A 19899-nucleotide genomic window follows, 5' to 3' on the forward strand; every position below is an offset into this window, starting at 1 on the left:
GCCCAACACCAGCTGGCTCGTAATTGACTTCTAGCGCTTAGCGATCTCAGATCCGAAGCGCTCCCTCGTGTGCCCAAGTGGGCAGCGGGGGTTTTTTCTTGGAAGACGAAGTCCACGAGCCACTGCACATGAGAAGGGAGAGGCAATGGCGCAGACAGACGGTCAGCTCATGACGGGGGCCCAGGCTCTCGTTGAGTCACTCGAACGAATGGGTGTCGATGTAGCTTTCGGTATTCCCGGTGGCGCCATTCTGCCTGCCTACGACCCGCTCTACGACTCCAAGATCCGCCACATCCTGGTGCGGCACGAGCAGGGCGCCGGCCACGCGGCCGAGGGGTACGCGATCTCGTCCGGCCGCGTCGGCGTCTGCATCGCCACGTCGGGTCCCGGCGCCACGAACCTCGTGACCCCCATCGCCAACGCGTACATGGATTCGACCCCGATCGTGGCGATCACCGGACAGGTCAACAGCCACTCGATCGGCACCGACGCGTTCCAGGAAGCAGACATCCGCGGCATCACGATGCCGATCACGAAGCACAGCTACCTGGTCAAGGAGGTCGGCGGGATCCCGCGCGCGATCCAGGAGGCCTTCCACATCGCCGCCACGGGACGTCCGGGGCCGGTGCTCGTCGACATCGCCAAGGACGCGCTGACCAACTCGGCGCCGTTCATCTGGCCGGAGACGCTCGACCTGCCCGGCTACAAGCCCACGATCCGCCCGCATTCGCGGCAGATCCGGGCGGCGGCGAAGATGATCTCCGACGCCAAGCGCCCCGTGCTCTACATCGGTGGCGGCGTCACCCTTTCCCGAGCCCACGAGGAGCTTGCCGAGTTCGTCGAGAAGACCCGCATCCCCGTCGTGACCACGCTGATGGCACGCGGTGCGTTGCCGGATTCGCACGAGCTCAACATGGGGATGCCCGGGATGCACGGCACGGTCGCCGCCGTGGGCGCGCTCCAGAAGGCCGATCTCCTGATCGCGCTGGGTACCCGGTTCGACGACCGCGTCACCGGCAAGCTGGACAGCTTCGCCATGGGGGCCAAGATCATCCACGCCGACGTGGACCCGGCCGAGATCGGCAAGAACAAGCCGGTTGACATCCCCATCGTGGGCGACGTCAGGCAGACGCTCGTCCAGCTCAACGAGGCGATCGAGGCCTATGAGATGCCCCAGATCGACGCGTGGCGTCGTCAGCTGGGCACGATGAAGGCGCGCTACCAGCCACGGTGGGATGCCGCTCCTGACGGGCAGCTCTCCCCGCAGGAGGTCATCCAACGCATCGGCCAGCTGAGCCCCGCGGACAGCATCTACGCTGTCGGCGTCGGCCAGCACCAGATGTGGGCAGCGCACTTCCTGCCGCACGAGAAGCCGAACTCGTGGCTCAACTCCGGCGGCGCCGGCACCATGGGCTTCTGTGTCCCTGCGGCGATGGGAGCCAAGGTCGCCAACCCGGACACCACGGTGTGGGGGATCGACGGCGACGGCTGCTTCCAGATGACCAACCAGGAACTCGTCACCTGCGCGCTCAACAACATCCCGATCAAGATCGCGATCATCAACAACCACGCCCTCGGCATGGTGCGCCAGTGGCAGTCCCTGTTCTACGAGGGCCGCTACTCCAACACCGACCTGATGACCGAGTCGCTGCCCAATTTCCCGATGCTCGCGGAATCGATGGGCTGCGTCGGGCTGCGCGCCACCAACGAGGTGGAGGCGGAGGCGGCCATCCAGCAGGCCCTGGAGATCAACGACCGCCCCGTGGTCATCGAATTCGTCGTGCACAAGGACGCCATGGTCTGGCCGATGGTGCCCGCCGGTGTCAGCAACGATGAGATCCGCGTCGCCCGCGACATGGCTCCCGAGTGGGAAGAGGAAGTCCTGTGAAGACCCAGACCCTGTCCATCCTGGTCGACAACCGTCCCGGCGTCCTGACGCGCGTCGCCGCGTTGTTCTCGCGCCGTGGCTTCAACATCCAGTCCCTGGCCGTCGGTCCCACCGAGTCCGAGGACCTGTCGCGCATGACTGTCGTGGCGCAGGTCGACGACGAGGCGGCGCTCGAGCAGATCGTCAAGCAGCTCAACAAGCTGATCGAGGTGCGCAAGGTGCTCGAACTCAGTGTCTCGGCGGTGCGTCGCGAAATGATGCTGGTGAAGGTGCGTGCAGACGTGAACACCCGCAGCCAGGTCATCGACGTGGTCAGCCTGTTCCGCGGCAAGGCAGTGGACGTGTCGGCCGAATCGATCACGGTCGAGGCCACCGGCAGCGACGAGAAGCTCGCCGCCCTGCTGGAGATGCTGACTCCGCACGGCATCATCGAGCTGGTCCAGTCGGGCCAGGTCGCGCTGGGCCGCGGTGCTAAGACGCTCTCGCAGAGCAAAGCCAAGTAACCAATAGACTCACCCCCACATCGCTACATCAAAGAAGGATTCCCATGGCAGAGATGTTCTACGACAAAGACGCCGACCTGTCGATCATCCAGGGTCGCCACGTCGCCGTCATCGGCTACGGCTCGCAGGGCCACGCGCACGCCCTTTCGCTGCGTGACTCCGGCGTCGACGTGCGGGTCGGCCTGCGCGAAGGCTCGCCGTCGCGTGCGAAGGCGGAGGCCGAGGGCCTGCGCGTCGTGTCCGTGGCCGAGGCTGTCGAAGAGGCTGACCTCATCATGATCCTGGCGCCGGACCAGGCGCAGCGCACCCTCTACAGGGAGGAGATCGAGCCGCACCTCGCCGAGGGCGACGCGCTGTTCTTCGCGCACGGCTTCAACATCCGCTACGGCTACATCACGCCGCCGCAGGGCGTCGACGTGTGCATGGTGGCTCCCAAGGGCCCCGGGCACCTCGTGCGTCGCGAATACGCGGACGGCCGTGGCGTGCCCGCGATCATCGCCGTGGAGAAGGACGAGTCCGGCAAGGCCTGGGAGCTCGCGCTGAGCTACGCCAAGGGCATCGGCTCGCTGCGCGCGGGCGGCATCAAGACCACCTTCACCGAAGAGACCGAGACCGATCTGTTCGGCGAGCAGGCCGTGCTGTGCGGCGGCGCGTCGGCTCTCGTGCAGGCCGGCTTCGAGGTGCTGACCGAGGCCGGTTACCAGCCTGAGGTCGCCTACTTCGAGTGCCTCCACGAGCTGAAGCTCATCGTCGACCTCATGTACGAGGGCGGCATCGCCAAGCAGCGCTGGAGCGTCTCCGACACGGCCGAGTACGGCGACTACGTGTCGGGCCCCCGTGTCATCGACGAGCGCGTCAAGGAGAACATGAAGGGCGTCCTCGCGGACATCCAGAACGGGAACTTCGCCAAGCGCTTCATCGACGACCAGGACGCCGGCGCGCCGGAGTTCAAGGAACTGCGCGCCAAGGGTGAGGCGCACCCCATCGAGGCCACCGGCCGTGAGCTGCGCAAGCTCATGAGCTGGGTCGCCTCGGACGATGCCGACTACACCGAAGGCACCGCCGCCCGCTGATCCGGGCCGGCCTGAGAAGCCCCAGTGACCGCACCGGTCACTGGGGCCTCTTCGTCTCACCCGGGCTGTTCGTCGCGCTCGAGCAGTTTGGGGGCCTGCCTCAGCCAGAGCTCTTCAAGCTCGCTCTCGTGCTGCCGCGCCCGGGAGAAGAGGTCGGTGAGCTGCCGACGGTCGAGGCGGGTGTCGTCGAGCTGCAGCAGGATCTGCCACATCCTGGACTGCGCGTGCACGGCGTCCATCAACGCCTCGAGCTCGACCAGGTCTGAGAGCGGGGAGCGGCGCACCACCTCGCGGTTGAGCTTCAGCCTGCTCGCCTTTTCGGCCATCTTCGCCACGAAGTCCTTCGCGCTGTTGGGCTGCGCCCCGAAGCGCTCCATGATGTGCTGCAGTTCCTCGTGCGCTGCCTCGATGTCGACGGCGATGCGGGCGACGGTGTCGCGCACGCTCTGGTCGCCGTGGCCCTCCGCGACGCGGTGAAAGGCGTCGACGCCGGCGGCGGCTCCGCCGTGGTGGTCCCGAAGATAGGTCTTGATGTAGGTCATGGTCACAACCTTCCTGTGGGTCTTACCCCGACGCTACCCATCCGAGGCGTGCAGGACCAGGGAAGGGGCGCTGGGCCCACCCCGCAGGGTGGGGCTGTGGTGGGTGGCGGTCAGCGTGCGGGACTGTTGAGCTGCGCAGTCGCGACGTCCTGCCCGCCAGGGGCGGTCAGGATGGCAATGGCCCGTGACAGATGCCCGGCTAGACTTCGGTCGGTTACCGAGGGTGAGGGGTGAGATGGCGCGCGATGACGGGACGGCGACCCAGGACTACGCCCGGGAACTGACCAAGCTGATCGACGAGATGCGGTTGCCTGAAGCTGCCAGGTTGCTGGGCGAGCAACCGGACCATGTCATCGCCGGTGAACTTGCCCGGCTCGACGACGTGCCGATGGCCATCGCGTTCCGCCTGCTCCCCAAGGACACGGGCATCGAGGTGTTCGAAGAACTCGAGCCGTTCGACCAACAGAGGCTGCTCGAGTCGCTGCGTGATGAGGCCTTCCAGGAGGTCGTCGAGGGGATGGACCCGGACGACCGCGCCCGAATGCTCAACGAGGCCCCGGCCAAGGTCGTGCGGCGCGTCCTGGGCGGCCTGAGCCCCACCGAACGCGCCATGACCGCCACCCTGCTCGGTTACCCCAAGGGCTCCGTCGGCCGCGTGATGACGCCGGAGGTGCTCACCGTGCCGGCCGGGGCGACGGCAGGGGAGGCCCTCCTGGCCGTGCAGCGGAAGGGGCCCCAGGCGGAGAACGTCTACACCCTGGCAGCAGTGGACGCGACGCGCCATCTGGTGGGGGTCCTGGAGTTGGGGACGCTGGTGCTCTCAGCGCCCGGGACCCGAGTCGGGGAACTGTTGGACCCGGACGCCGTCGTCGTGCCGGCGACCGAGAGCGCCGAGGACGCCTCACGGTTGATGCGCGAGACCAACGCGTACAACATGCTGGTGGTCGACAGCGAGGGTCGCCTGGTGGGCATGCTCTCGCTCGACGACGCCATCGAGGTCATCGAGGAGGCCGACAACGAGGACACGGCCCTCCAGTCCGGCTCGGCGCCGTGGGCCGGCCACTACATGGCGGTCGGAGTGTTCCGGCTGGCCCGCTACCGGGCGATGTGGCTGTCTCTGCTGCTGGTGGCCGCCACGCTGACGGTCTCGGTGACCCAGGCCTTCGAGGCGACGCTGGAACAGGTGGCCGCCCTCGCGCTCTTCATCCCCATGCTGATCGGCGCCGGCGGCAACGCCGGGGCCCAAGCCGCGACCGCGTCGGTGCGGGCGTTGGCCATCGGCGAGTTGAGGTTCCGCGACCTGCCCACCGTCGCCTGGCGCGAGTTGCGCGTGGGGCTGTTGCTGGGCCTGATGCTGGCGATCCTCGGGCTCGTGGTCGGCACCTTCTTCGTCGGCCCCGGCATCGCTCTGGTGGTGGCCATCTCGCTCGTGCTGATCTGTGCGTGGGCGGCCACCATCGGCGGCGCCATGCCGCTGCTGGCACGGAAGATGGGGATCGACCCGGCCGTGGTGTCGGCGCCGCTGGTCACGACCCTGGTCGACGCCACGGGCCTGGTCATCTACTTCCTCATCGCCAAGGCCGTCCTCGGCGTGTGAGCCGCGGTGGGCGTGACCCCGGAGGTGCCGGGGCCACGCCTTTCCAGTGTGGTGCCGGGTCAGGAGAGCTTGGCCGCGATCCGGTCGCCGATCTCGGTGGTCGAGAACTTGTCGGCGCCGCGGGCGCCGATGTCGGCGGTGACCGCGTCGTCGATCTTCTTGGCGAGTTCCGGCCTGCCCAGGTGGTCGAGCAGCAGTGCCATCGATGAGATGGCCGCCGTCGGGTCGGCGATGCCCTTGCCCGCGATGTCGGGGGCGGAGCCGTGCACGGGCTCGAACATCGACGGGAATTCGCCCGTGGGGTTGATGTTGGCCGAGGCCGCCAGCCCGATGCCGCCGGTGACCGCTGCGGCGAGATCCGTGACGATGTCGCCGAAGAGGTTGTCGGTGACGATCACGTCGAACTGCGCGGGGTCCACAACCATGGCGATCATCGCCGCGTCGATGTGCAAATACTTCGTCTCGACGTCCGGGAATTCCTGGCCGACTTCCGTGAAGACGCGGTTCCAGAGGCTGCCGGCGTTGACCAGCACGTTGTGCTTGTGCAGCAGCGTGAGGTGGCCACGACGCGACTGGGCGCGGCGGTAGGCGTCACGCACCACGCGCTCCACGCCGTAGGCGGTGTTGACGGAGACCTCGGTGGCCAGCTCCTGCGGGGTGCCGGCGCGGACCGAGCCGCCGTTGCCGCAGTAGAGGCCCTCCGTGCCTTCGCGCACGACGACGAAGTCGATGGTGCGCCCCTCGACGATGTGCGGCGCCAGGGGGGTGGGGACGCCCGGGTAGAGCTTGGAGGGGCGGAGGTTGACGGCGTGGTCGAAGGCGAAGCGCAGCTTCAGCAGGAGGCCCCGCTCCAGGAGGCCGCTGGGGATGGCCTTCGAACCGGGGGCCGCACCGACAGCGCCGAGCACGATGGCGTCGACGGACTTCAGTTCTTCAAGGACGGAGTCCGGCAGGACCTCACCGGTGCGCTGCCAGCGCTCGGCGCCCAGGTCGTAGTCGACGAACTCGAAAGTGTCCGGTCCAGCCGCGGCGGTCAGCGCCTTGAGCGCCTCCGTGGTCACCTCGGGGCCGATACCGTCTCCGCCGATCACGGCGATCTTCGCTGAAGTCATGGCGGAAACCCTACGCGAGGCGTCTCCGGTGGCGGTGGGTGTCTCAGGTGTCCGTCCACTGGCTGAGACGTCCGGGCAGGCGCTGGACAGCGTATTGTTCCCCCAGATTCCCCAACCGACTGGAGAGACCATGCCGACCGTGCCGGTGCAGCCCGCCGAGTTCCACGTCTTCGACACCTCCCTGCGCGACGGCGCGCAGCAGGAGGGCATGCACCTGTCCGTCAACGACAAGTTGAAGATCGCGGGTTACCTCGACGAACTGGGGGTGCACTTCATCGAGGGTGGCTGGCCGGGGGCCAACCCCAACGACACGGAGTTCTTCCAGCGTGCAGCCAAAGAGCTCGACCTGCAGCGCTCCCGGTTGGTCGCCTTCGGCGCCACCCGCAAGGCCGGAGCCACCGCCTCTGAGGACGCCCTGACGAAGGCCCTCGTCGATGCGGGTACTGATTACATCTGCATCGTGGCCAAGTCGCATGACGAGCACGTCTTCCGCGCGCTGCGCACCACGCTCGAGGAGAACCTCGAGATGGTCCGCGACACCGTCGAATACCTCTGCAGCCAGGGCAAGCGCGTCTTCGTCGACTGCGAGCACTTCTTCGACGGTTACCGCGCCAATCCCGAGTACGCGCTGCAGGTGGTACGCACCGCCCACGAGGCCGGCGCCGACGTCGTGGTCCTGTGCGACACCAACGGCGGCATGCTGCCCAGCTGGATGGCCGAAGTCGTTCAGGCGGCCGCGTCGACCGGCGCGAACCTGGGCATCCACTGCCACAACGACACGGCCTGCGCCGTCGCCAACACCATGGCGGCCGTCGAGGCGGGCGTGATGCACGTGCAGGGCACGTTCAACGGTTACGGGGAGCGCACCGGCAACGCCGATCTGTCCGCCCTCATCCCCAACCTCCAGCTCAAGTACGGCTGGGACGTGCTGCCGGCTGAAAACCTGGCGGAGCTCACCCGGGTCGCACACGCCATCGCGCTGGTGGCGCATCAGCCGCTCGTGGGTCGCCAGCCCTACGTCGGACAGTCGTCGTTCGCGCACAAGGCGGGGCTCCACGCCTCGGCCATCAAGGTGGACGAGAATCTCTATCAGCACATCGACCCCAGCCTGGTGGGCAACGACATGCGCATGCTGGTCTCCGACATGGCCGGCCGCGCCAACATCCAGATCAAGGGCGAGCAGCTCGGCTTCGACCTGAACGACCGCGAACTGGCCGCGCGAGTCACGGATCGCGTCAAGAAGCGCGAGGCCGAGGGCTACTCCTATGAGTCGGCCGACGCCAGCTTCGAGATGCTCCTGCGCGACGAACTCGGCATCCTCGAGCTGCCGTTCCAGGTGCAGAGCTGGCGCGTCTTCACCGAGGAGCGCGCCGGCGAGGACCTCTCCGAGGCCACCGTGAAGCTCACCGCCAACGGCGGCCGTTTCATGGTCGTGGGCGAGGGCAACGGGCCGGTCAACGCCCTGGACCATGCGTTGCGCTCGGCGCTGCAGCCGACGTTCCCGCAGGTGGCCCAGTTCGAGCTCACGGACTACCGCGTCCGCATCCTCGACGAGGGTCACGGCACCGACGCCATCGTCCGCACGCTGATCGACACCGCGTACAACGGGTACGCCTGGACGACGGTGGGTGTGGGCACCAACGTCATCGAGGCCTCGTGGGAGGCGCTGCGCGACGCCCTCGCCTACGGACTCATGACCTACGCGCACTAGTGCGCAGCAGGGGTCCACTACTCTGTGCCTCATGCGCATCGCACGTTTCGCCACCGCCGGACAGGACCCCGCTTACGGGGTCATCGAACTCGCTGTCGACGGGGGTGACCACCCCGACACCATCGCCACGCTGACCGGAGATCCGCTGGCCGGCGTCCCCGTCAACTACACGGGGGAGCGGCACGAGCTCGACGACGTGCGGCTGCTGTCGCCGGTCATCCCTCGCTCCAAGGTGGTCGGCGTCGGGAAGAACTACGCGGACCACGCCAAGGAGATGGGCGGGGAGGTGCCGCCCGCGCCGCTGCTGTTCCTGAAGCCGAACACCTCGGTGATCGGGCCCAACGAATCGATCATCCGGCCCGACGGAGTGGAGTCGCTGCATTTCGAGGGTGAGCTCGCCGTCGTGATCGGCCGGATCTGCAAGCAGGTGCCCGTCGAGCGGGTGCCCGAGGTGATCTTCGGCTACACCATCGCCAATGACGTCACCGCGCGTGATTGGCAGGCTTCGGACGGCCAGTGGGCCCGCGCCAAGGGCGCGGACACGTTCCTCCCGCTGGGGCCGTGGATGAATACGCATCTCACCATCGACGAGGCCGGCCACCTGCCCATCGAGACCAGGCTCGGCGAGGAGGTCCGCCAGAGCGGCAACACCTCTCAGATGGTGCGCGGCATCGCCGAGCTGGTGAGCCACATCTCGCAGTCCATCACCTTGCTCCCGGGCGATCTCATCCTGACCGGCACCCCCGCCGGAGTGGGGGAGATGCAGCCCGGCGACGAGGTGCATGTCAGCATCGACGGCCTCGGCACGCTCAGCAACCCCGTCGTCGACGCGTGACCCAGCCTCCCACGCCGCTCGCGCTGTTCCATCCAGGGGAGGCGGTGGATCCGCCGCCGGGGATGCCGTACCCGAGGGTGCTGCCCACGGTCCCGTTCCTGGGCATGACGGTGACCCTCGGCATTCTGCTGGGCTTCTCGGCCTACGCGCTGCTGATCCCGCTGGCGAACCAGGCCTTCCTGGGCCTTGGATTCCTGGTGCGCGGGGGCGGCGGCTGGTCGGCCTACCTGGCGGACGCGGCCAGTTACCGTCTTCCCGACGGCCCCGTGGCGGGGCAGTTGGCGCTCGCGTTGCTCATCCCCATCTCGCTGCTGCTGATGCGCTACGTGCACGGCCTGAAACCCCGCTGGCTGGCCTCCGTCCAACCGGGGATGCGGTGGCGCTATCTGCTGATGACGCTGGTGGTGGCCGCCGTGCTCCTCAACGCCGTCGTGTGGGCGCAGTGGGCGCTCGGGCAGTTGTCCCCGTTCACTGATGGCCAGCCGGGGTGGCAGGGCTTCCTGGTGCTGATCGTGCTTTCCTCGCCGTTGCAGGCCGCTGCTGAGGAGTTCTTCTTCCGGGGCTACCTGCTGCAAGCCATCGGCTCGGCGACGGGTCGCGCCTGGGTGGGCGTCGTCGGCTCGGCGCTGCTGTTCGCGCTCATGCACGGGCTGCAGAACCCCGCTCTCTTCGCGCACCGCCTGGTATTCGGCCTGGTGGCCGGCTCGCTCGTGCTGGTGACCGGGGGGCTCGAGGCGGCCATCGGGGCGCACATCGTGAACAACATCTCGAGCTACGTGTACGCGCTCTTCAGCATCGGGCTCGAGGAGCTGCGGGCCACAACGGGTATCACATGGGCGGAGGCCGGCTGGAACATCTTGGCGTTCGTGCTCTTCGGGCTCGCTGCCTGGTGGCTTGCCCGGCGCCTCAATCTCGCGACCACCACGCCCTGAACCGGCGCGCACGCCGAATTTGTGGTGCTGGCTGAGGGTGGTGTAGTGTTTCTTCTCGTGCTCGGGTAGCCGAGTAACTAGGGGTATGGGGTAATTGGCAGCCCGACGGTTTCTGGTTCCGTTAGTCTAGGTTCGAGTCCTGGTACCCCTGCGGATGGCGATTAGCCATCCAGCAGGAGAGAGTGTTAAGCTCTCCCACGCGTTAGGGGCCCCGTTGTGTAGCGGCCTAGCACGTCGCCCTCTCAAGGCGGTAGCGCGGGTTCGAATCCCGTCGGGGCTACCAAGCGAGCAGCCTGGTCAACATCTGTTGACCAGGCTGCTTTTTTGTGTGCCCAGAGCTGAGCGACCAATGGTCAGTCCAGGATGCGGATGGACGCCGGGTAGTCGTAGGTCCGGCCGTTGGAGGCGCGCACCGCGCCGTGGATGTGGCACCAGAGGGTCATGATGCCGGCGATCGCCCAGAGCACGATCGACACTGGGATCAGGACCACCGTGAACAGGCAGACCCAGGCGATGGCGTTCATCAGCCAGGCCCAGATGTTGAAGTTGAACGAACCGGCGGCCGCACGGCGGACGTAGCCGCTGCGGTCCTTGTAGAGGAACCAGACGATCAGAGGACCGGCGAAGCTCAGCCAGCCGGCGCTGAGGACCATGGCGATGATCGCGGAGAGGTGGGCGAGGACCGCCATGGAGCGCTCGTCGCTCCGCGCGGCCCGGGCATCGGAATAGTGGTAGGTCATGTTTCAAGCGTAGGGAGGCAGCGGCGCCGAGGGTATCCGGATCAGCCCGGACCCGCCCCCTGTCGGTGCCCGGGTCGAGGCCCCCCGAGCCACCCCGGGGAGTTATGTTGAGGCCCATGTACGTCTTCCAGGTAGTCGTGACCATCCATCCAGAAGCCGAGGAGGAGTTCGTCGCCGTGACGGCGGCCAACAGCGCCGCCTCACTCCAGGAACCGGGCTGCCTCCGGTTCGACGTTCTCCAGCACGACGACGACCCCACCAGGTTCACGCTGGCCGAGGCCTACGTCGATGAGGGTGCGCTGGACGCCCACAAGCAGACCGACCACTACAGGGCGTGGGCCGAGGTGACCAACCGGGTACAGACCGAACCGCGCGTCAAGCAGGTCTTCAGGGCGCTGGCCGGCCTTTAGGCGACAGAAACGTCCCCCGGTGCCGGGGGATGTTTCTGGTTGTCTCATTCAGGGGCGCCGCTCCTGCGGAGAACCTCGCTCAGGCGCTCCGCCGCCGCCAGCACCGCGGGCGCGTGCAGACGACCGGGGGAGCGGGTCAGCCGCTCGATGGGGCCGGAGACCGACACTGCCGCGATGAGCTTGCCGGAAGGTGCCAGCACCGGGGCAGAGACGGACGCGACGCCGGCCTCGCGCTCCGCCACCGACTGGGACCAGCCGCGGCGGCGCACGGTCTGCAGCGTGGCCATGGTGAACGACGCCGCGTCGAGCAGCTTGTCCAGCTTGTCCGGTTCCTCCCAGGCCAGCAGCACCTGGGCGGCGGAGCCGGCGGACATCGACAGTTGCGCGCCGACGGGGACGGTGTCGCGCAGACCCGTGGGGCGTTCCACCGAGGCCACGCACACGCGCAAGTCGCCCTGACGGCGGAACAACTGGACGGATTCGCCCGTGATGTCGCGGAGGCGCTGCAGGATGGGCCCGGCAGTGGCGAGGAGGGGGTCTTCACCGGCGGATTCGGCCAGCTCGATCAGGCGGGGGCCCAGCACGAAGCGGCCTTGGAGGTCGCGCCCCACGAACCGGTGGTGCTCAAGCGCCACCGCGAGACGGTGGGCGGTCGGTCGGGCCAGTCCGGTGGCCGTGACCAGGCCCGCGAGGGTGAGGGGGTTGCGCTCGAGAGCGGCCAGCACCAGGCTCGCTTTGTCGAGTACTCCAACGCCAGAAGTGTCGTCCATATGGTGAGATTATCAATCCACATGCTGGACAAGCAAACGGGGAAGTTGCGGCGATTCCTGCATACTTGCGGTGAGTTCACACACGAACGATCCAAGTTCTGCGAAGCGAGGAGCCATGGGTAAGACCCTGAGCGAAAAGGTATGGGACGCACACGTCGTCCGCGCCGCCGAGGGAGAGCCGGACCTGCTCTACATTGACCTCCATCTCGTCCACGAGGTGACCAGCCCCCAAGCCTTCGAGGGCCTGCGCCTGGCCGGCCGCGCCGTCCGTCGCCCGGACCTCACGCTCGCGACCGAGGACCACAACACCCCCACCCTGAACATCCTCGCGCCGATCGCGGATCCGGTCTCACGCAAGCAGGTCGAGACCCTGCGTGAGAATGCCGCGGCCTTCGGGATCCGCATCCACTCGCTGGGCGACAAGGACCAGGGCGTCGTGCACATCATCGGCCCCCAGTTGGGTGTCACCCAGCCGGGCATGACGATCGTCTGCGGCGACTCCCACACCTCCACGCACGGCGCCTTCGGCGCGCTCGCATTCGGTATCGGTACCTCCGAGGTCGAGCACGTGCTCGCCACGCAGACGCTGAACCAGGCCAAGCCGAAGACCATGGCCGTCAACATCAACGGCGAACTTCCCGATGGCGTCACAGCCAAGGACGTCGTCCTGGCGCTGATCGCCAAGGTCGGCACCGGCGGCGGCCAGGGCCACATCGTCGAGTACCGCGGCTCCACCATCGAGAACCTCTCGATGGAAGGCCGCATGACGATCTGCAACATGTCCATCGAGTGGGGCGCCAAGGCCGGGATGATGGCGCCGGACGAGACCACGTTCGCCTACCTCAAGGGTCGCCCCCACGCGCCTGAGGGCGAAGAGTGGGATGCCGCCGTCGAGTACTGGAAGACCCTCCGCACCGACGACGACGCCACGTTCGACGTCGAGGTGGACATCGACGCCACGCAACTGACGCCGTTCGTCACCTGGGGCACGAATCCGGGTCACGGCGTCCCGCTGGGCGGCGTCGTGCCGGCCCCCGAGGACTTCGAGTCCGATGTCGAGCAGGCCACCGCGAAGCGCGCCCTCGAATACATGGACCTCGTGCCTGGCACCCCCATGCGCGACATCACCGTCGACACCGTCTTCCTGGGCTCCTGCACCAACGGCCGCATCGAGGACCTGCGCCTCGCCGCCTCCGTGCTGCAGGGCCAGCACATCGCCGAGGGCGTCCGCATGCTGGTCGTGCCGGGCTCGGCGCGGGTACGCCTCCAGGCCGAGACCGAGGGCCTGCACCAGGTGTTCCTCGACTTCGGTGCCGAGTGGCGTGCCGCCGGCTGCTCGATGTGCCTCGGCATGAACCCGGACCAGTTGGCACCGGGGGAGCGCGCCGCGTCTACCTCGAACCGCAACTTCGAAGGACGGCAGGGCAAGGGTGGGCGCACCCACCTCGTGTCGCCGGCCGTCGCCGCCGCCACCGCCATCGTCGGCCACCTGGCCGCCCCTGCCGACCTGATTGGAGCCTGACCAATGGAACCCTTCAAGACCCACACCGGCATCGCCGTTCCGCTGCAGCGCTCGAACGTCGACACCGACCAGATCATTCCGGCGGTGTACCTCAAGCGCATCACGCGCACCGGCTTCGAGGACGGCCTGTTCTCCGCATGGCGCAACGATCCCGAGTTCGTCCTGAACAAGGAACCGTTCACCTCGGGCACCATTCTGATCCCCGGCCCCGACTTCGGCACCGGTTCCTCGCGCGAACACGCGGTGTGGGCCCTGCAGAACTACGGCTTCCGCGTGGTCATCGGTACCCGCTTCGGCGACATCTTCCGCTCGAACTCCGGCAAAGCCGGCCTGCTCGTGGCGCTCGTCTCCGACGCGGACCGCGACCTGCTGTGGGCCGCCATCGAGGCGGACCCCAACGTCGAGACGACGGTGGACCTCGAGTCGCAGACGATCGTGCGCGGTAGCCTCACAGTGAGGTTCGAGATCGACGAGTACACGAAGCACCGTCTGCTCAACGGCCTCGACGACATCTCGTTGACCCTGCAGGATGCGGACACGATCTCGGCCTACGAGGCCACCCGTCCGTCGTTCAAGCCGAAGACCCTCCCGGTGCGCACCGCCGGCTGAGGGTCCAACCACTCCTCACCGAAGGGGACCTGTCCACTGGGCAGGTCCCCTTCTGCTGTCCCGGGCGGGTCCCATGTTGTGGAAGCTTCAACTAATATGTAAAGTTGAACAATCAACCAGGTGGGTCGACCGATGCCGCCTCCACGTCTGAAACCAGGAGTTCCCTCATGAAGAGCCTCATCGCCTTCCCCGCCGCGGCCCGCAACGTCGCCCTGCTCATCGCCCGCGTCATCCTCGGCACGGTGCTCATCGCGCACGGCGTTCAGAAGTTCAGCGAGTGGACCCTCGCCGGTACCGGCGCGGCGTTCGAGCAGATGGGCGTCCCCGCCCCGCAGCTGTCTGCCACCGTCGCCGCGTTCGTCGAGCTCGTGGGTGGCCTCCTGCTGCTCGTCGGTGCCTTCTCTGCGATCGCCGGCCTGATCGTCGCCGTCGAGATGGCCGGCGCCGCCGTGCTCGTGCACCTGTCCGGCGGCGTGTTCGTCGCCGCCAACGGTTGGGAACTGGTCGGCGTGATCGCCGCCGCCGCGCTCGCGGTCGGCGTTGCCGGTGCCGGTCGCTACTCCGTCGACGCGATGATCCTCTCCCGCTCGGCCGGTGTCGCCGCCGAGACGCGCGAACCGCAGCCCGTCGGCAACTGATCCCGCCACCCAGAGACGCCCCGTCCCGTCAGGGAGCGGGGCGTCTCTGTCTCTTCTCGACCGTTGGCTGGGAGGCGGGGAGGCGGGGACAGATGCCGGCGGCACAAAGTCCTTCGGTGGGAATAACTCACGCATGCGGAGCGTTACACAGCACATGACCACGATGCCAGCCTCGAAGCGCTGCACCACTGCGGTGCCAGTGGGCTCAGTGCGGGCCATCGTGCTTCTCGCGCTATTCTCTGTCGTGATGGACAAGGAACTTCTCGATGCGTCAACTGACGCCGAACTCGACGTCGCGGCCGCCGCGGCGTTCGAGGAGGAAGCGCTGAGCCATCTCGACCGCCTCTACGCCGCAGCGCTGCGCATGACGCGCAACCCGGCAGACGCCGAAGATGTCGTCCAGGACGCCTACGCGCGGGCCTTCGCCTCGCGGCACACGTTCCAGCCCGGTACCAACCTCAAGGCCTGGCTCTACCGCATCCTCACCAACACCTACATCAACGCCTACCGCAAGGCGCAGCGCTCGCCGCAGACCAGCGGCGACGAGGACGTCACCGATTGGCAGCTCGCCCGGGCCGCCTCGCACGACTCCACCGGTCTGCGCAGCGCGGAGATGGAAGCGCTCGACCAGACGCCGGATGCGGCCGTCGCCAACGCGATCGCGGCGCTCCCGGAGAACTTCCGCATGGCAGTTCTCCTCGCAGACGTTGAAGGGTTCTCCTACAAGGAGATCGCAGAGATCATGGACACCCCGCTGGGCACCGTGATGAGCAGACTGAACCGCGGCCGCGCCCAACTGCGCGAGCTGCTTGCAGACTACGCCCTCGAGCGGGGCATCGGCCGGAAGGCGGGGGGCCGGTGATGAGTGAAAGCGACATGTTCTCCCATGCGCACGACGAGATGGACGAATGCGTCCAGGCCCTCGCCAGGGTGCACGCCTTCCTGCACAACGAACTCCTCGACGCCGACGCGGACATGATCCGTCACCACCTCCACGCCTGTGAACGATGTATGGAGAACTTCGAAATCGAATCCACCATCACCGAGATGATCCAGCGCAGCCTGCCGCAGAAGACGGCACCGTCGACGTTGACGGCCCGCATCCAGACCATCCGCATCTCCCGGACCGGCTGAGGACAAGCCGAACAGTTCTGAGAAACAACAAGCCCCCGCACCAGGCGGGGGCTTTGTGGTTTCTCCGGTCAGGCGTTGGGACGCTTACCGTGGTTGGCGCCGTTCTTACGACGAGCCTTGCGCTTACGGCCACGCTTACCCATGTTGGGCCTCCTTAGGTCTGCTTATGTCTATTCAGGTGACGCCCCATTGTGCCAGAAGGACCCGGCTGCACGGAAAAGGGTGTCCGTGGCAGAGTGGAGCCTGTGACCCGAGACGTAGACCTGATGAGCGACGACGAATGGCTCGACGCGTTCGTTTCCGGCTGGCAGATGCTGGCAGACCTGAGTTTCTCTGACCTGGTCCTCTGGAAGCCCCTCACCGAAGAAGGCGACATCTTTGCCTGCACCGCCCAGGTGAGGCCGGTGACGGGCCCCACAGCCCTCGAGGAGGACATCGTGGGCGAACTCATCGAGTATGAGCCGGACCACCAGGTGACCGTCGCCTTCATGACGCACGAGATCGCCGAAACCACGGACAACGCCATTTCCGCCGGCATCCCCGTCGACGTCTGGGCCATCCCGGTGCTGAGACACGACCGCCCGGTCGCGGTGATCGAGCGCCACACCAACCAGATGGGTATGCGGGCCACCGGTGCCCTCGAGGAGAACTACCTCGAGGCGGCGGAGATCCTCACGCAGATGCTGATGCGCGGCGAGTTCCCGCTGGTGCCCCCGTCGGACAAGGCGTTGATGCCACGAGTGGCCGACGGCGTGCTCAGGGTGCAGCCGGACGGGGTGATCTCGTACGCCAGCCCCAACGCCATCACCGGCTACCGCAGGTTGGGCGCCATCGGCGACATCGAGGGGGAGCGGTTCCGGGAACTCACCCGCCGTGTCCGGCAGGGCGTCGAGTCCATGGGGCAGACGGTGAGCGCGGACATCGACGGCAGGCTCACCCTGGAGTTCGACGTCGAGGCTCGGGGCGCCTCCATGCGCTTCGTGGTGTTGCCGCTGTGGCTGGAGTTCACCACGGCCGGCATGCTCGTCCTGTGCCGCGACACCACAGACCTGCGGCGCCGCGACCGGATGCTCGTGACCAAGGACGCCACCATCCGCGAGATCCACCACCGGGTGAAGAACAACCTGCAGACGGTGGCCGCGCTGCTGCGCATGCAGTCGCGGCGGTTGAAGTCGGAGGAGGGCAGGGAGGCCCTTCGCGACGCCATGCGCCGCGTGTCGTCGATCGCGATGGTCCACGAGACCCTCAGCTACTCGCTGGTGGAGGAGGTGGCCTTCGACGGCGTCTGCGACAAGATCCTCGAGATGGTGGGAGACCTGGCCGCCTCAGCCGGCACGGTACGGGCCACGCGGCGCGGCACGTTCGGGGTGATCCCGGCGGAGATGGCCACCTCGCTCTCGATGGTCATCACCGAGCTCTGCCAGAACGCCGTCGAGCACGGATTGGACAGCGCCTCAGGGCTCGTGGAGGTGCGGCCCCACCGCGACGGTGGCACGCTGAAGATCGACATCCTCGACGGCGGCAACGGCCTTCCCGACGGATTCCGGATGGGGTCGCAGAAGTCGTTGGGGCTGTCGATCATCTCGACGCTGATCCACGACCTGGACGGCACCTTCACGCTGAGGAACAGGGACGACGGCCAGGGCGCCGTGGCGCACATCGTGCTGCCCGTTCCGTGAGGTGCTGAACGGGTGGCGGTGTGCAGAGACTCAGGACGCGCAGCGCCAGCCCCCGAGAGGGCTCACGATGGCGGGTCGGGTCAGTTGTTGCGGAGGCGGGAGCGGGCGGCGCGGCGCTTGATCGCGCGACGCTCGTCTTCGCTCAGACCGCCCCAGACGCCGTGGTCCTGACCGGCTTCGAGTGCCCACGAGAGGCACTGGTCCTTGACGACACAACGGGCGCAGATCTTTTTGGCCTCTTCGATTTGAGCCAAGGCCGGCCCCGTGTTGCCGACGGGAAAGAACAACTCCGGATCCTCAGTGAGGCAGGCAGCCCGGTGGCGCCAATCCATAGTTGTACTCCTTCTGTCGGGGGGAATTTCCGCCGCGGAATTCTCCGCAAGCTCATGCAGATTACCCTTGGCAGCAACGATAAGCAATAGCTGTGGCTGCGTGTTGTATACCGCGCCGGTCGATCCCAAGAGTTGCCGAGAATTGCGGCCTCGGGCACGCTGAACGGGTGACTGCTGCGCTGCGACATCCCTTGCTGGCGATCCCTGTGATCCTGACCGCCCTGACCGGGCTGGCCATCCTGGGCGTCGCCGTCGGCACGCTGGTGGCCAACAGCAGGATGTTCGGGATCGGCGTGGCGACGATGCTCTCGATCTACGGCATCGCCCTGATCGCCTTTGCCTGGCTGGTGGTGCGCGGCCGGCGGTGGGCGCTGGGCCTGATCGTGGCGTCCTCCCTGCTGCACGCCATGGTCGTCTACAGCCTGCTGGGCACCGATGACCGCGCGCAGTTCATCGGTGCCCTCGTCGTGGCCCCATTCATCCTCGTCACGGTCGTCACCTCCGTGGTGGCCGTGGGCCGTGGCGAGCTGGAGAAGCTCTAGGCGAGCCGCCCTGCTCCGGCAGCCGGCGTGGCGGTGAACCATTCCGGGGCGCCGAAGCCCGCGTCGGCGAAAGCGGTGGCGATGGCCTGACCGATCCGGTCCGCCTCGCCCGCCTTCGTGAGCGCGATGATGCAGCCGCCGAAGCCGCCACCCGTCATGCGCGCACCCAGGGCGCCGGCCTGCTTCGCCGTGTCCACGGCTAGATCGACGGTGGGCACCGTCATCTCGTAGTCGTCACGCATCGAGGCGTGCGAGGCATCCAGCAGCGGCGCCAACTCCGCGAGATCTGCTGAGCGTGTCAGTTCGAAGGCGTTCAGCACTCGCTCATTCTCCGTGACGACGTGCCGCACCCGCTTCACCATGGTGGGGTCGTCGAGCTTCTGGATGGCCTCGTCCAGGTCTGTGACGTCGCGCAGCGCCGGGACGCCCAGTATGGCGGCCGCCTGCTCGCAGGAGGCCCGGCGGGTGCCGTATTCGCCGTCGACGTGGCTGTGCGGGGTCTTCGTGTCGAGCACCAGCATCTCGTAGCCCTGCTCGGCCATCGGGAGGGGAACCTGCTCTGTCTCCAGCGTGCGGCAGTCCAGGAACAGGCCGTGCTCGGCCTCGCAGAGGGTGCTGGCGGCCTGGTCCAGGAGGCCCGTGGGCGCGCCCACGTAGGCGTTCTCGGCCACGCGGGCGAGCTTGGCCCGGTCGATGGGCTCGATGTCGAGCCCGTACAGGTCTGTGAGTACCGCGACGGTGGCGCACTCGATGGCGGCGGAGCTCGACAGGCCCGCACCGAGGGGCACGTCCGAGCTCATCACCAGGTTGGCCCCGCCCACGGCGTGGCCGGCCTCGCGCAGCGCCCAGACGACGCCGGCGAGGTAGGAGGACCAGCCCTCGGTGCCGGGGGCCAGGTCCTCGATCCTCAGGCGCACCTCGTCGTCGAGTTCGAGCGAGACCATCATGAGCTCGTCGTCGTCGCGACGACCGCCCGCGATGACCGCCTTCTTGTCGAGGGCGAACGGCAGGACGAACCCGTCGTTGTAGTCGGTGTGCTCACCGATGAGGTTCACCCGGCCCGGCGCGAACCACAGGCCCTCGGGCTCACTGCCCACCGCAGCGCGGTAGCGTTCCCTCAGCGCATCGAGATCCGGCATCACTCCTCCTCGTCGTCGTCGAGACGCGCGAGCCATGAGGCCAGACGCTCCACGGGGGTTTCGAATTCGGGATTGAGGTCGACGAAGGTGCGCAGCTGTTCGGCGAGCCACTCGAAGGAGACCTCCTCGTGGCCGCGCCGATCAACCAGCTCTTCCAGCCCGCGGTCAGTGAAATACATGACCGAAAGCTT

General features: G+C 67.5%; 23 protein-coding genes and 2 tRNA genes. 17 read left to right on the forward strand and 8 right to left on the reverse strand.

Going from position 1 to position 19899, the window contains the following annotated elements; all coding sequences use genetic code 11:
* Positions 1–145: 145 nt before the first annotated feature.
* Genes H5393_RS04065 through ilvC form a run of 3 tightly spaced genes read left to right on the forward strand, consistent with a single transcriptional unit; the run spans position 146 to position 3464 of the window.
* Positions 146–1888, forward strand: coding sequence for an acetolactate synthase large subunit (locus tag H5393_RS04065; RefSeq protein WP_182765554.1), 1743 nt, complete (start codon positions 146–148; stop codon positions 1886–1888).
* Positions 1885–2391, forward strand: a complete 507-nt coding sequence (ilvN, locus tag H5393_RS04070) for an acetolactate synthase small subunit (RefSeq protein ID WP_076058449.1) — start codon at positions 1885–1887, stop codon at positions 2389–2391. The genes H5393_RS04065 and ilvN overlap by 4 nt, the downstream gene beginning before the upstream one ends.
* Positions 2392–2435: 44 nt before the next feature.
* Positions 2436–3464: a ketol-acid reductoisomerase gene (gene ilvC, locus H5393_RS04075; protein WP_182765555.1), complete on the forward strand. Its 1029-nt coding sequence runs from the start codon at positions 2436–2438 to the stop codon at positions 3462–3464.
* 56 nt (positions 3465–3520) lie between these two features.
* On the opposite strand, the gene H5393_RS04080 is transcribed toward ilvC, so the two are convergent.
* Positions 3521–4006 (reverse strand): hypothetical protein, encoded by a 486-nt coding sequence (locus tag H5393_RS04080; RefSeq protein ID WP_220488157.1) that lies wholly within the window; start codon positions 4004–4006, stop codon positions 3521–3523.
* A gap of 235 nt (positions 4007–4241) precedes the next feature.
* Here H5393_RS04080 and mgtE point away from each other — a divergent pair, with 235 nt between their 5' ends.
* Entirely contained in the window at positions 4242–5603 is a 1362-nt protein-coding gene (mgtE, locus tag H5393_RS04085; protein ID WP_182765557.1) for a magnesium transporter, read from the forward strand.
* 59 nt (positions 5604–5662) lie between these two features.
* Here mgtE and H5393_RS04090 read toward each other — a convergent pair whose 3' ends face one another.
* The gene (locus H5393_RS04090) at positions 5663–6715 is read right to left on the reverse strand and encodes a 3-isopropylmalate dehydrogenase (protein ID WP_182765558.1); all 1053 of its coding nucleotides are present in this window, start codon (positions 6713–6715) and stop codon (positions 5663–5665) included.
* Between the two features lie 130 nt (positions 6716–6845).
* Here H5393_RS04090 and cimA point away from each other — a divergent pair, with 130 nt between their 5' ends.
* The 5 genes from cimA to H5393_RS04115 all read left to right on the forward strand — a co-directional run bounded on the left by cimA (position 6846) and on the right by H5393_RS04115 (position 10476).
* Entirely contained in the window at positions 6846–8426 is a 1581-nt protein-coding gene (cimA, locus tag H5393_RS04095) for a citramalate synthase (RefSeq protein WP_182765559.1), read from the forward strand.
* 31 nt (positions 8427–8457) lie between these two features.
* On the forward strand, positions 8458–9261 hold the full coding sequence (locus H5393_RS04100; protein ID WP_182765560.1) for a fumarylacetoacetate hydrolase family protein: 804 nt from the start codon (positions 8458–8460) through the stop codon (positions 9259–9261).
* A complete protein-coding gene (locus H5393_RS14815; protein WP_182765561.1) occupies positions 9258–10193 on the forward strand; it encodes a CPBP family intramembrane glutamic endopeptidase in 936 nt (311 codons plus the stop codon). Before H5393_RS04100 ends, H5393_RS14815 begins: the two co-directional genes overlap by 4 nt.
* Before the next feature lie 79 nt (positions 10194–10272).
* Positions 10273–10344 (forward strand) — tRNA-Gln (locus tag H5393_RS04110).
* 56 nt (positions 10345–10400) lie between these two features.
* Positions 10401–10476: transfer RNA gene (locus tag H5393_RS04115), tRNA-Glu, on the forward strand.
* A 70-nt stretch (positions 10477–10546) separates the two neighbouring features.
* On the opposite strand, the gene H5393_RS04120 is transcribed toward H5393_RS04115, so the two are convergent.
* A complete protein-coding gene (locus tag H5393_RS04120; RefSeq protein WP_182765562.1) occupies positions 10547–10933 on the reverse strand; it encodes a DUF4870 domain-containing protein in 387 nt (128 codons plus the stop codon).
* A 116-nt stretch (positions 10934–11049) separates the two neighbouring features.
* Between H5393_RS04120 and H5393_RS04125 the strand changes: the two genes are divergently transcribed.
* Positions 11050–11343, forward strand: a complete 294-nt coding sequence (locus H5393_RS04125; RefSeq protein ID WP_182765563.1) for an antibiotic biosynthesis monooxygenase — start codon at positions 11050–11052, stop codon at positions 11341–11343.
* A gap of 44 nt (positions 11344–11387) precedes the next feature.
* On the opposite strand, the gene H5393_RS04130 is transcribed toward H5393_RS04125, so the two are convergent.
* Positions 11388–12113 (reverse strand): IclR family transcriptional regulator, encoded by a 726-nt coding sequence (locus tag H5393_RS04130; RefSeq protein ID WP_182765564.1) that lies wholly within the window; start codon positions 12111–12113, stop codon positions 11388–11390.
* Positions 12114–12228: 115 nt separating this feature from the next.
* Between H5393_RS04130 and leuC the strand changes: the two genes are divergently transcribed.
* From leuC to H5393_RS04155, 5 genes are all read left to right on the forward strand, one after another.
* Positions 12229–13635, forward strand: a complete 1407-nt coding sequence (gene leuC / locus H5393_RS04135) for a 3-isopropylmalate dehydratase large subunit (RefSeq protein WP_182765565.1) — start codon at positions 12229–12231, stop codon at positions 13633–13635.
* A gap of 3 nt (positions 13636–13638) precedes the next feature.
* Entirely contained in the window at positions 13639–14244 is a 606-nt protein-coding gene (gene leuD / locus H5393_RS04140) for a 3-isopropylmalate dehydratase small subunit (protein WP_182765566.1), read from the forward strand.
* Between the two features lie 167 nt (positions 14245–14411).
* Complete coding sequence (locus H5393_RS04145; protein WP_182765567.1) at positions 14412–14882, forward strand: DoxX family protein; 471 nt, start codon at positions 14412–14414, stop codon at positions 14880–14882.
* Between the two features lie 247 nt (positions 14883–15129).
* Entirely contained in the window at positions 15130–15744 is a 615-nt protein-coding gene (locus tag H5393_RS04150; RefSeq protein WP_182765791.1) for a sigma-70 family RNA polymerase sigma factor, read from the forward strand.
* A complete protein-coding gene (locus H5393_RS04155) occupies positions 15744–16016 on the forward strand; it encodes a zf-HC2 domain-containing protein (protein WP_182765568.1) in 273 nt (90 codons plus the stop codon). The genes H5393_RS04150 and H5393_RS04155 overlap by 1 nt, the downstream gene beginning before the upstream one ends.
* 68 nt (positions 16017–16084) lie before the next feature.
* On the opposite strand, the gene H5393_RS14820 is transcribed toward H5393_RS04155, so the two are convergent.
* Positions 16085–16159, reverse strand: a complete 75-nt coding sequence (locus tag H5393_RS14820; RefSeq protein WP_369819251.1) for a 50S ribosomal protein bL37 — start codon at positions 16157–16159, stop codon at positions 16085–16087.
* Positions 16160–16282: 123 nt separating this feature from the next.
* Here H5393_RS14820 and H5393_RS04160 point away from each other — a divergent pair, with 123 nt between their 5' ends.
* Positions 16283–17695, forward strand: a complete 1413-nt coding sequence (locus H5393_RS04160; RefSeq protein ID WP_182765792.1) for a sensor histidine kinase — start codon at positions 16283–16285, stop codon at positions 17693–17695.
* An 80-nt stretch (positions 17696–17775) separates the two neighbouring features.
* Here H5393_RS04160 and H5393_RS04165 read toward each other — a convergent pair whose 3' ends face one another.
* Positions 17776–18027: a WhiB family transcriptional regulator gene (locus H5393_RS04165; protein ID WP_076058478.1), complete on the reverse strand. Its 252-nt coding sequence runs from the start codon at positions 18025–18027 to the stop codon at positions 17776–17778.
* A 167-nt stretch (positions 18028–18194) separates the two neighbouring features.
* Between H5393_RS04165 and H5393_RS04170 the strand changes: the two genes are divergently transcribed.
* A complete protein-coding gene (locus H5393_RS04170; RefSeq protein WP_182765569.1) occupies positions 18195–18569 on the forward strand; it encodes a hypothetical protein in 375 nt (124 codons plus the stop codon).
* Here H5393_RS04170 and galK read toward each other — a convergent pair.
* Positions 18566–19708, reverse strand: a complete 1143-nt coding sequence (gene galK, locus H5393_RS04175; protein ID WP_182765570.1) for a galactokinase — start codon at positions 19706–19708, stop codon at positions 18566–18568. The genes H5393_RS04170 and galK overlap by 4 nt on opposite strands.
* A complete protein-coding gene (locus H5393_RS04180; RefSeq protein WP_182765571.1) occupies positions 19708–19887 on the reverse strand; it encodes a DUF6104 family protein in 180 nt (59 codons plus the stop codon). Before H5393_RS04180 ends, galK begins: the two co-directional genes overlap by 1 nt.
* Positions 19888–19899: the final 12 nt, after the last annotated feature.

Source organism: Tessaracoccus sp. MC1756 (assembly GCF_014164735.1).
Lineage (GTDB): Bacteria > Actinomycetota > Actinomycetes > Propionibacteriales > Propionibacteriaceae > Arachnia.

What these genes read in the sequence shown, in the direction of transcription:
- leuD (WP_182765566.1), top strand. Translation starts at nt 13,639, where the DNA reads ATGGAACCCTTCAAGACCCACACCGGCATCGCCGTTCCGCTGCAGCGC.
- H5393_RS04180 (WP_182765571.1), bottom strand. Translation starts at nt 19,887, where the DNA reads ATGTATTTCACTGACCGCGGGCTGGAAGAGCTGGTTGATCGGCGCGGC.
- galK (WP_182765570.1), bottom strand. Translation starts at nt 19,708, where the DNA reads ATGCCGGATCTCGATGCGCTGAGGGAACGCTACCGCGCTGCGGTGGGC.
- H5393_RS04145 (WP_182765567.1), top strand. Translation starts at nt 14,412, where the DNA reads ATGAAGAGCCTCATCGCCTTCCCCGCCGCGGCCCGCAACGTCGCCCTG.
- H5393_RS04150 (WP_182765791.1), top strand. Translation starts at nt 15,130, where the DNA reads ATGGACAAGGAACTTCTCGATGCGTCAACTGACGCCGAACTCGACGTC.
- H5393_RS04065 (WP_182765554.1), top strand. Translation starts at nt 146, where the DNA reads ATGGCGCAGACAGACGGTCAGCTCATGACGGGGGCCCAGGCTCTCGTT.
- mgtE (WP_182765557.1), top strand. Translation starts at nt 4,242, where the DNA reads ATGGCGCGCGATGACGGGACGGCGACCCAGGACTACGCCCGGGAACTG.
- H5393_RS04100 (WP_182765560.1), top strand. Translation starts at nt 8,458, where the DNA reads ATGCGCATCGCACGTTTCGCCACCGCCGGACAGGACCCCGCTTACGGG.
- H5393_RS04155 (WP_182765568.1), top strand. Translation starts at nt 15,744, where the DNA reads ATGAGTGAAAGCGACATGTTCTCCCATGCGCACGACGAGATGGACGAA.
- ilvC (WP_182765555.1), top strand. Translation starts at nt 2,436, where the DNA reads ATGGCAGAGATGTTCTACGACAAAGACGCCGACCTGTCGATCATCCAG.
- H5393_RS04120 (WP_182765562.1), bottom strand. Translation starts at nt 10,933, where the DNA reads ATGACCTACCACTATTCCGATGCCCGGGCCGCGCGGAGCGACGAGCGC.
- H5393_RS04080 (WP_220488157.1), bottom strand. Translation starts at nt 4,006, where the DNA reads ATGACCTACATCAAGACCTATCTTCGGGACCACCACGGCGGAGCCGCC.
- H5393_RS04130 (WP_182765564.1), bottom strand. Translation starts at nt 12,113, where the DNA reads ATGGACGACACTTCTGGCGTTGGAGTACTCGACAAAGCGAGCCTGGTG.
- H5393_RS04165 (WP_076058478.1), bottom strand. Translation starts at nt 18,027, where the DNA reads ATGGATTGGCGCCACCGGGCTGCCTGCCTCACTGAGGATCCGGAGTTG.
- H5393_RS04125 (WP_182765563.1), top strand. Translation starts at nt 11,050, where the DNA reads ATGTACGTCTTCCAGGTAGTCGTGACCATCCATCCAGAAGCCGAGGAG.
- cimA (WP_182765559.1), top strand. Translation starts at nt 6,846, where the DNA reads ATGCCGACCGTGCCGGTGCAGCCCGCCGAGTTCCACGTCTTCGACACC.
- H5393_RS04160 (WP_182765792.1), top strand. Translation starts at nt 16,283, where the DNA reads ATGAGCGACGACGAATGGCTCGACGCGTTCGTTTCCGGCTGGCAGATG.
- H5393_RS04090 (WP_182765558.1), bottom strand. Translation starts at nt 6,715, where the DNA reads ATGACTTCAGCGAAGATCGCCGTGATCGGCGGAGACGGTATCGGCCCC.
- leuC (WP_182765565.1), top strand. Translation starts at nt 12,229, where the DNA reads ATGGGTAAGACCCTGAGCGAAAAGGTATGGGACGCACACGTCGTCCGC.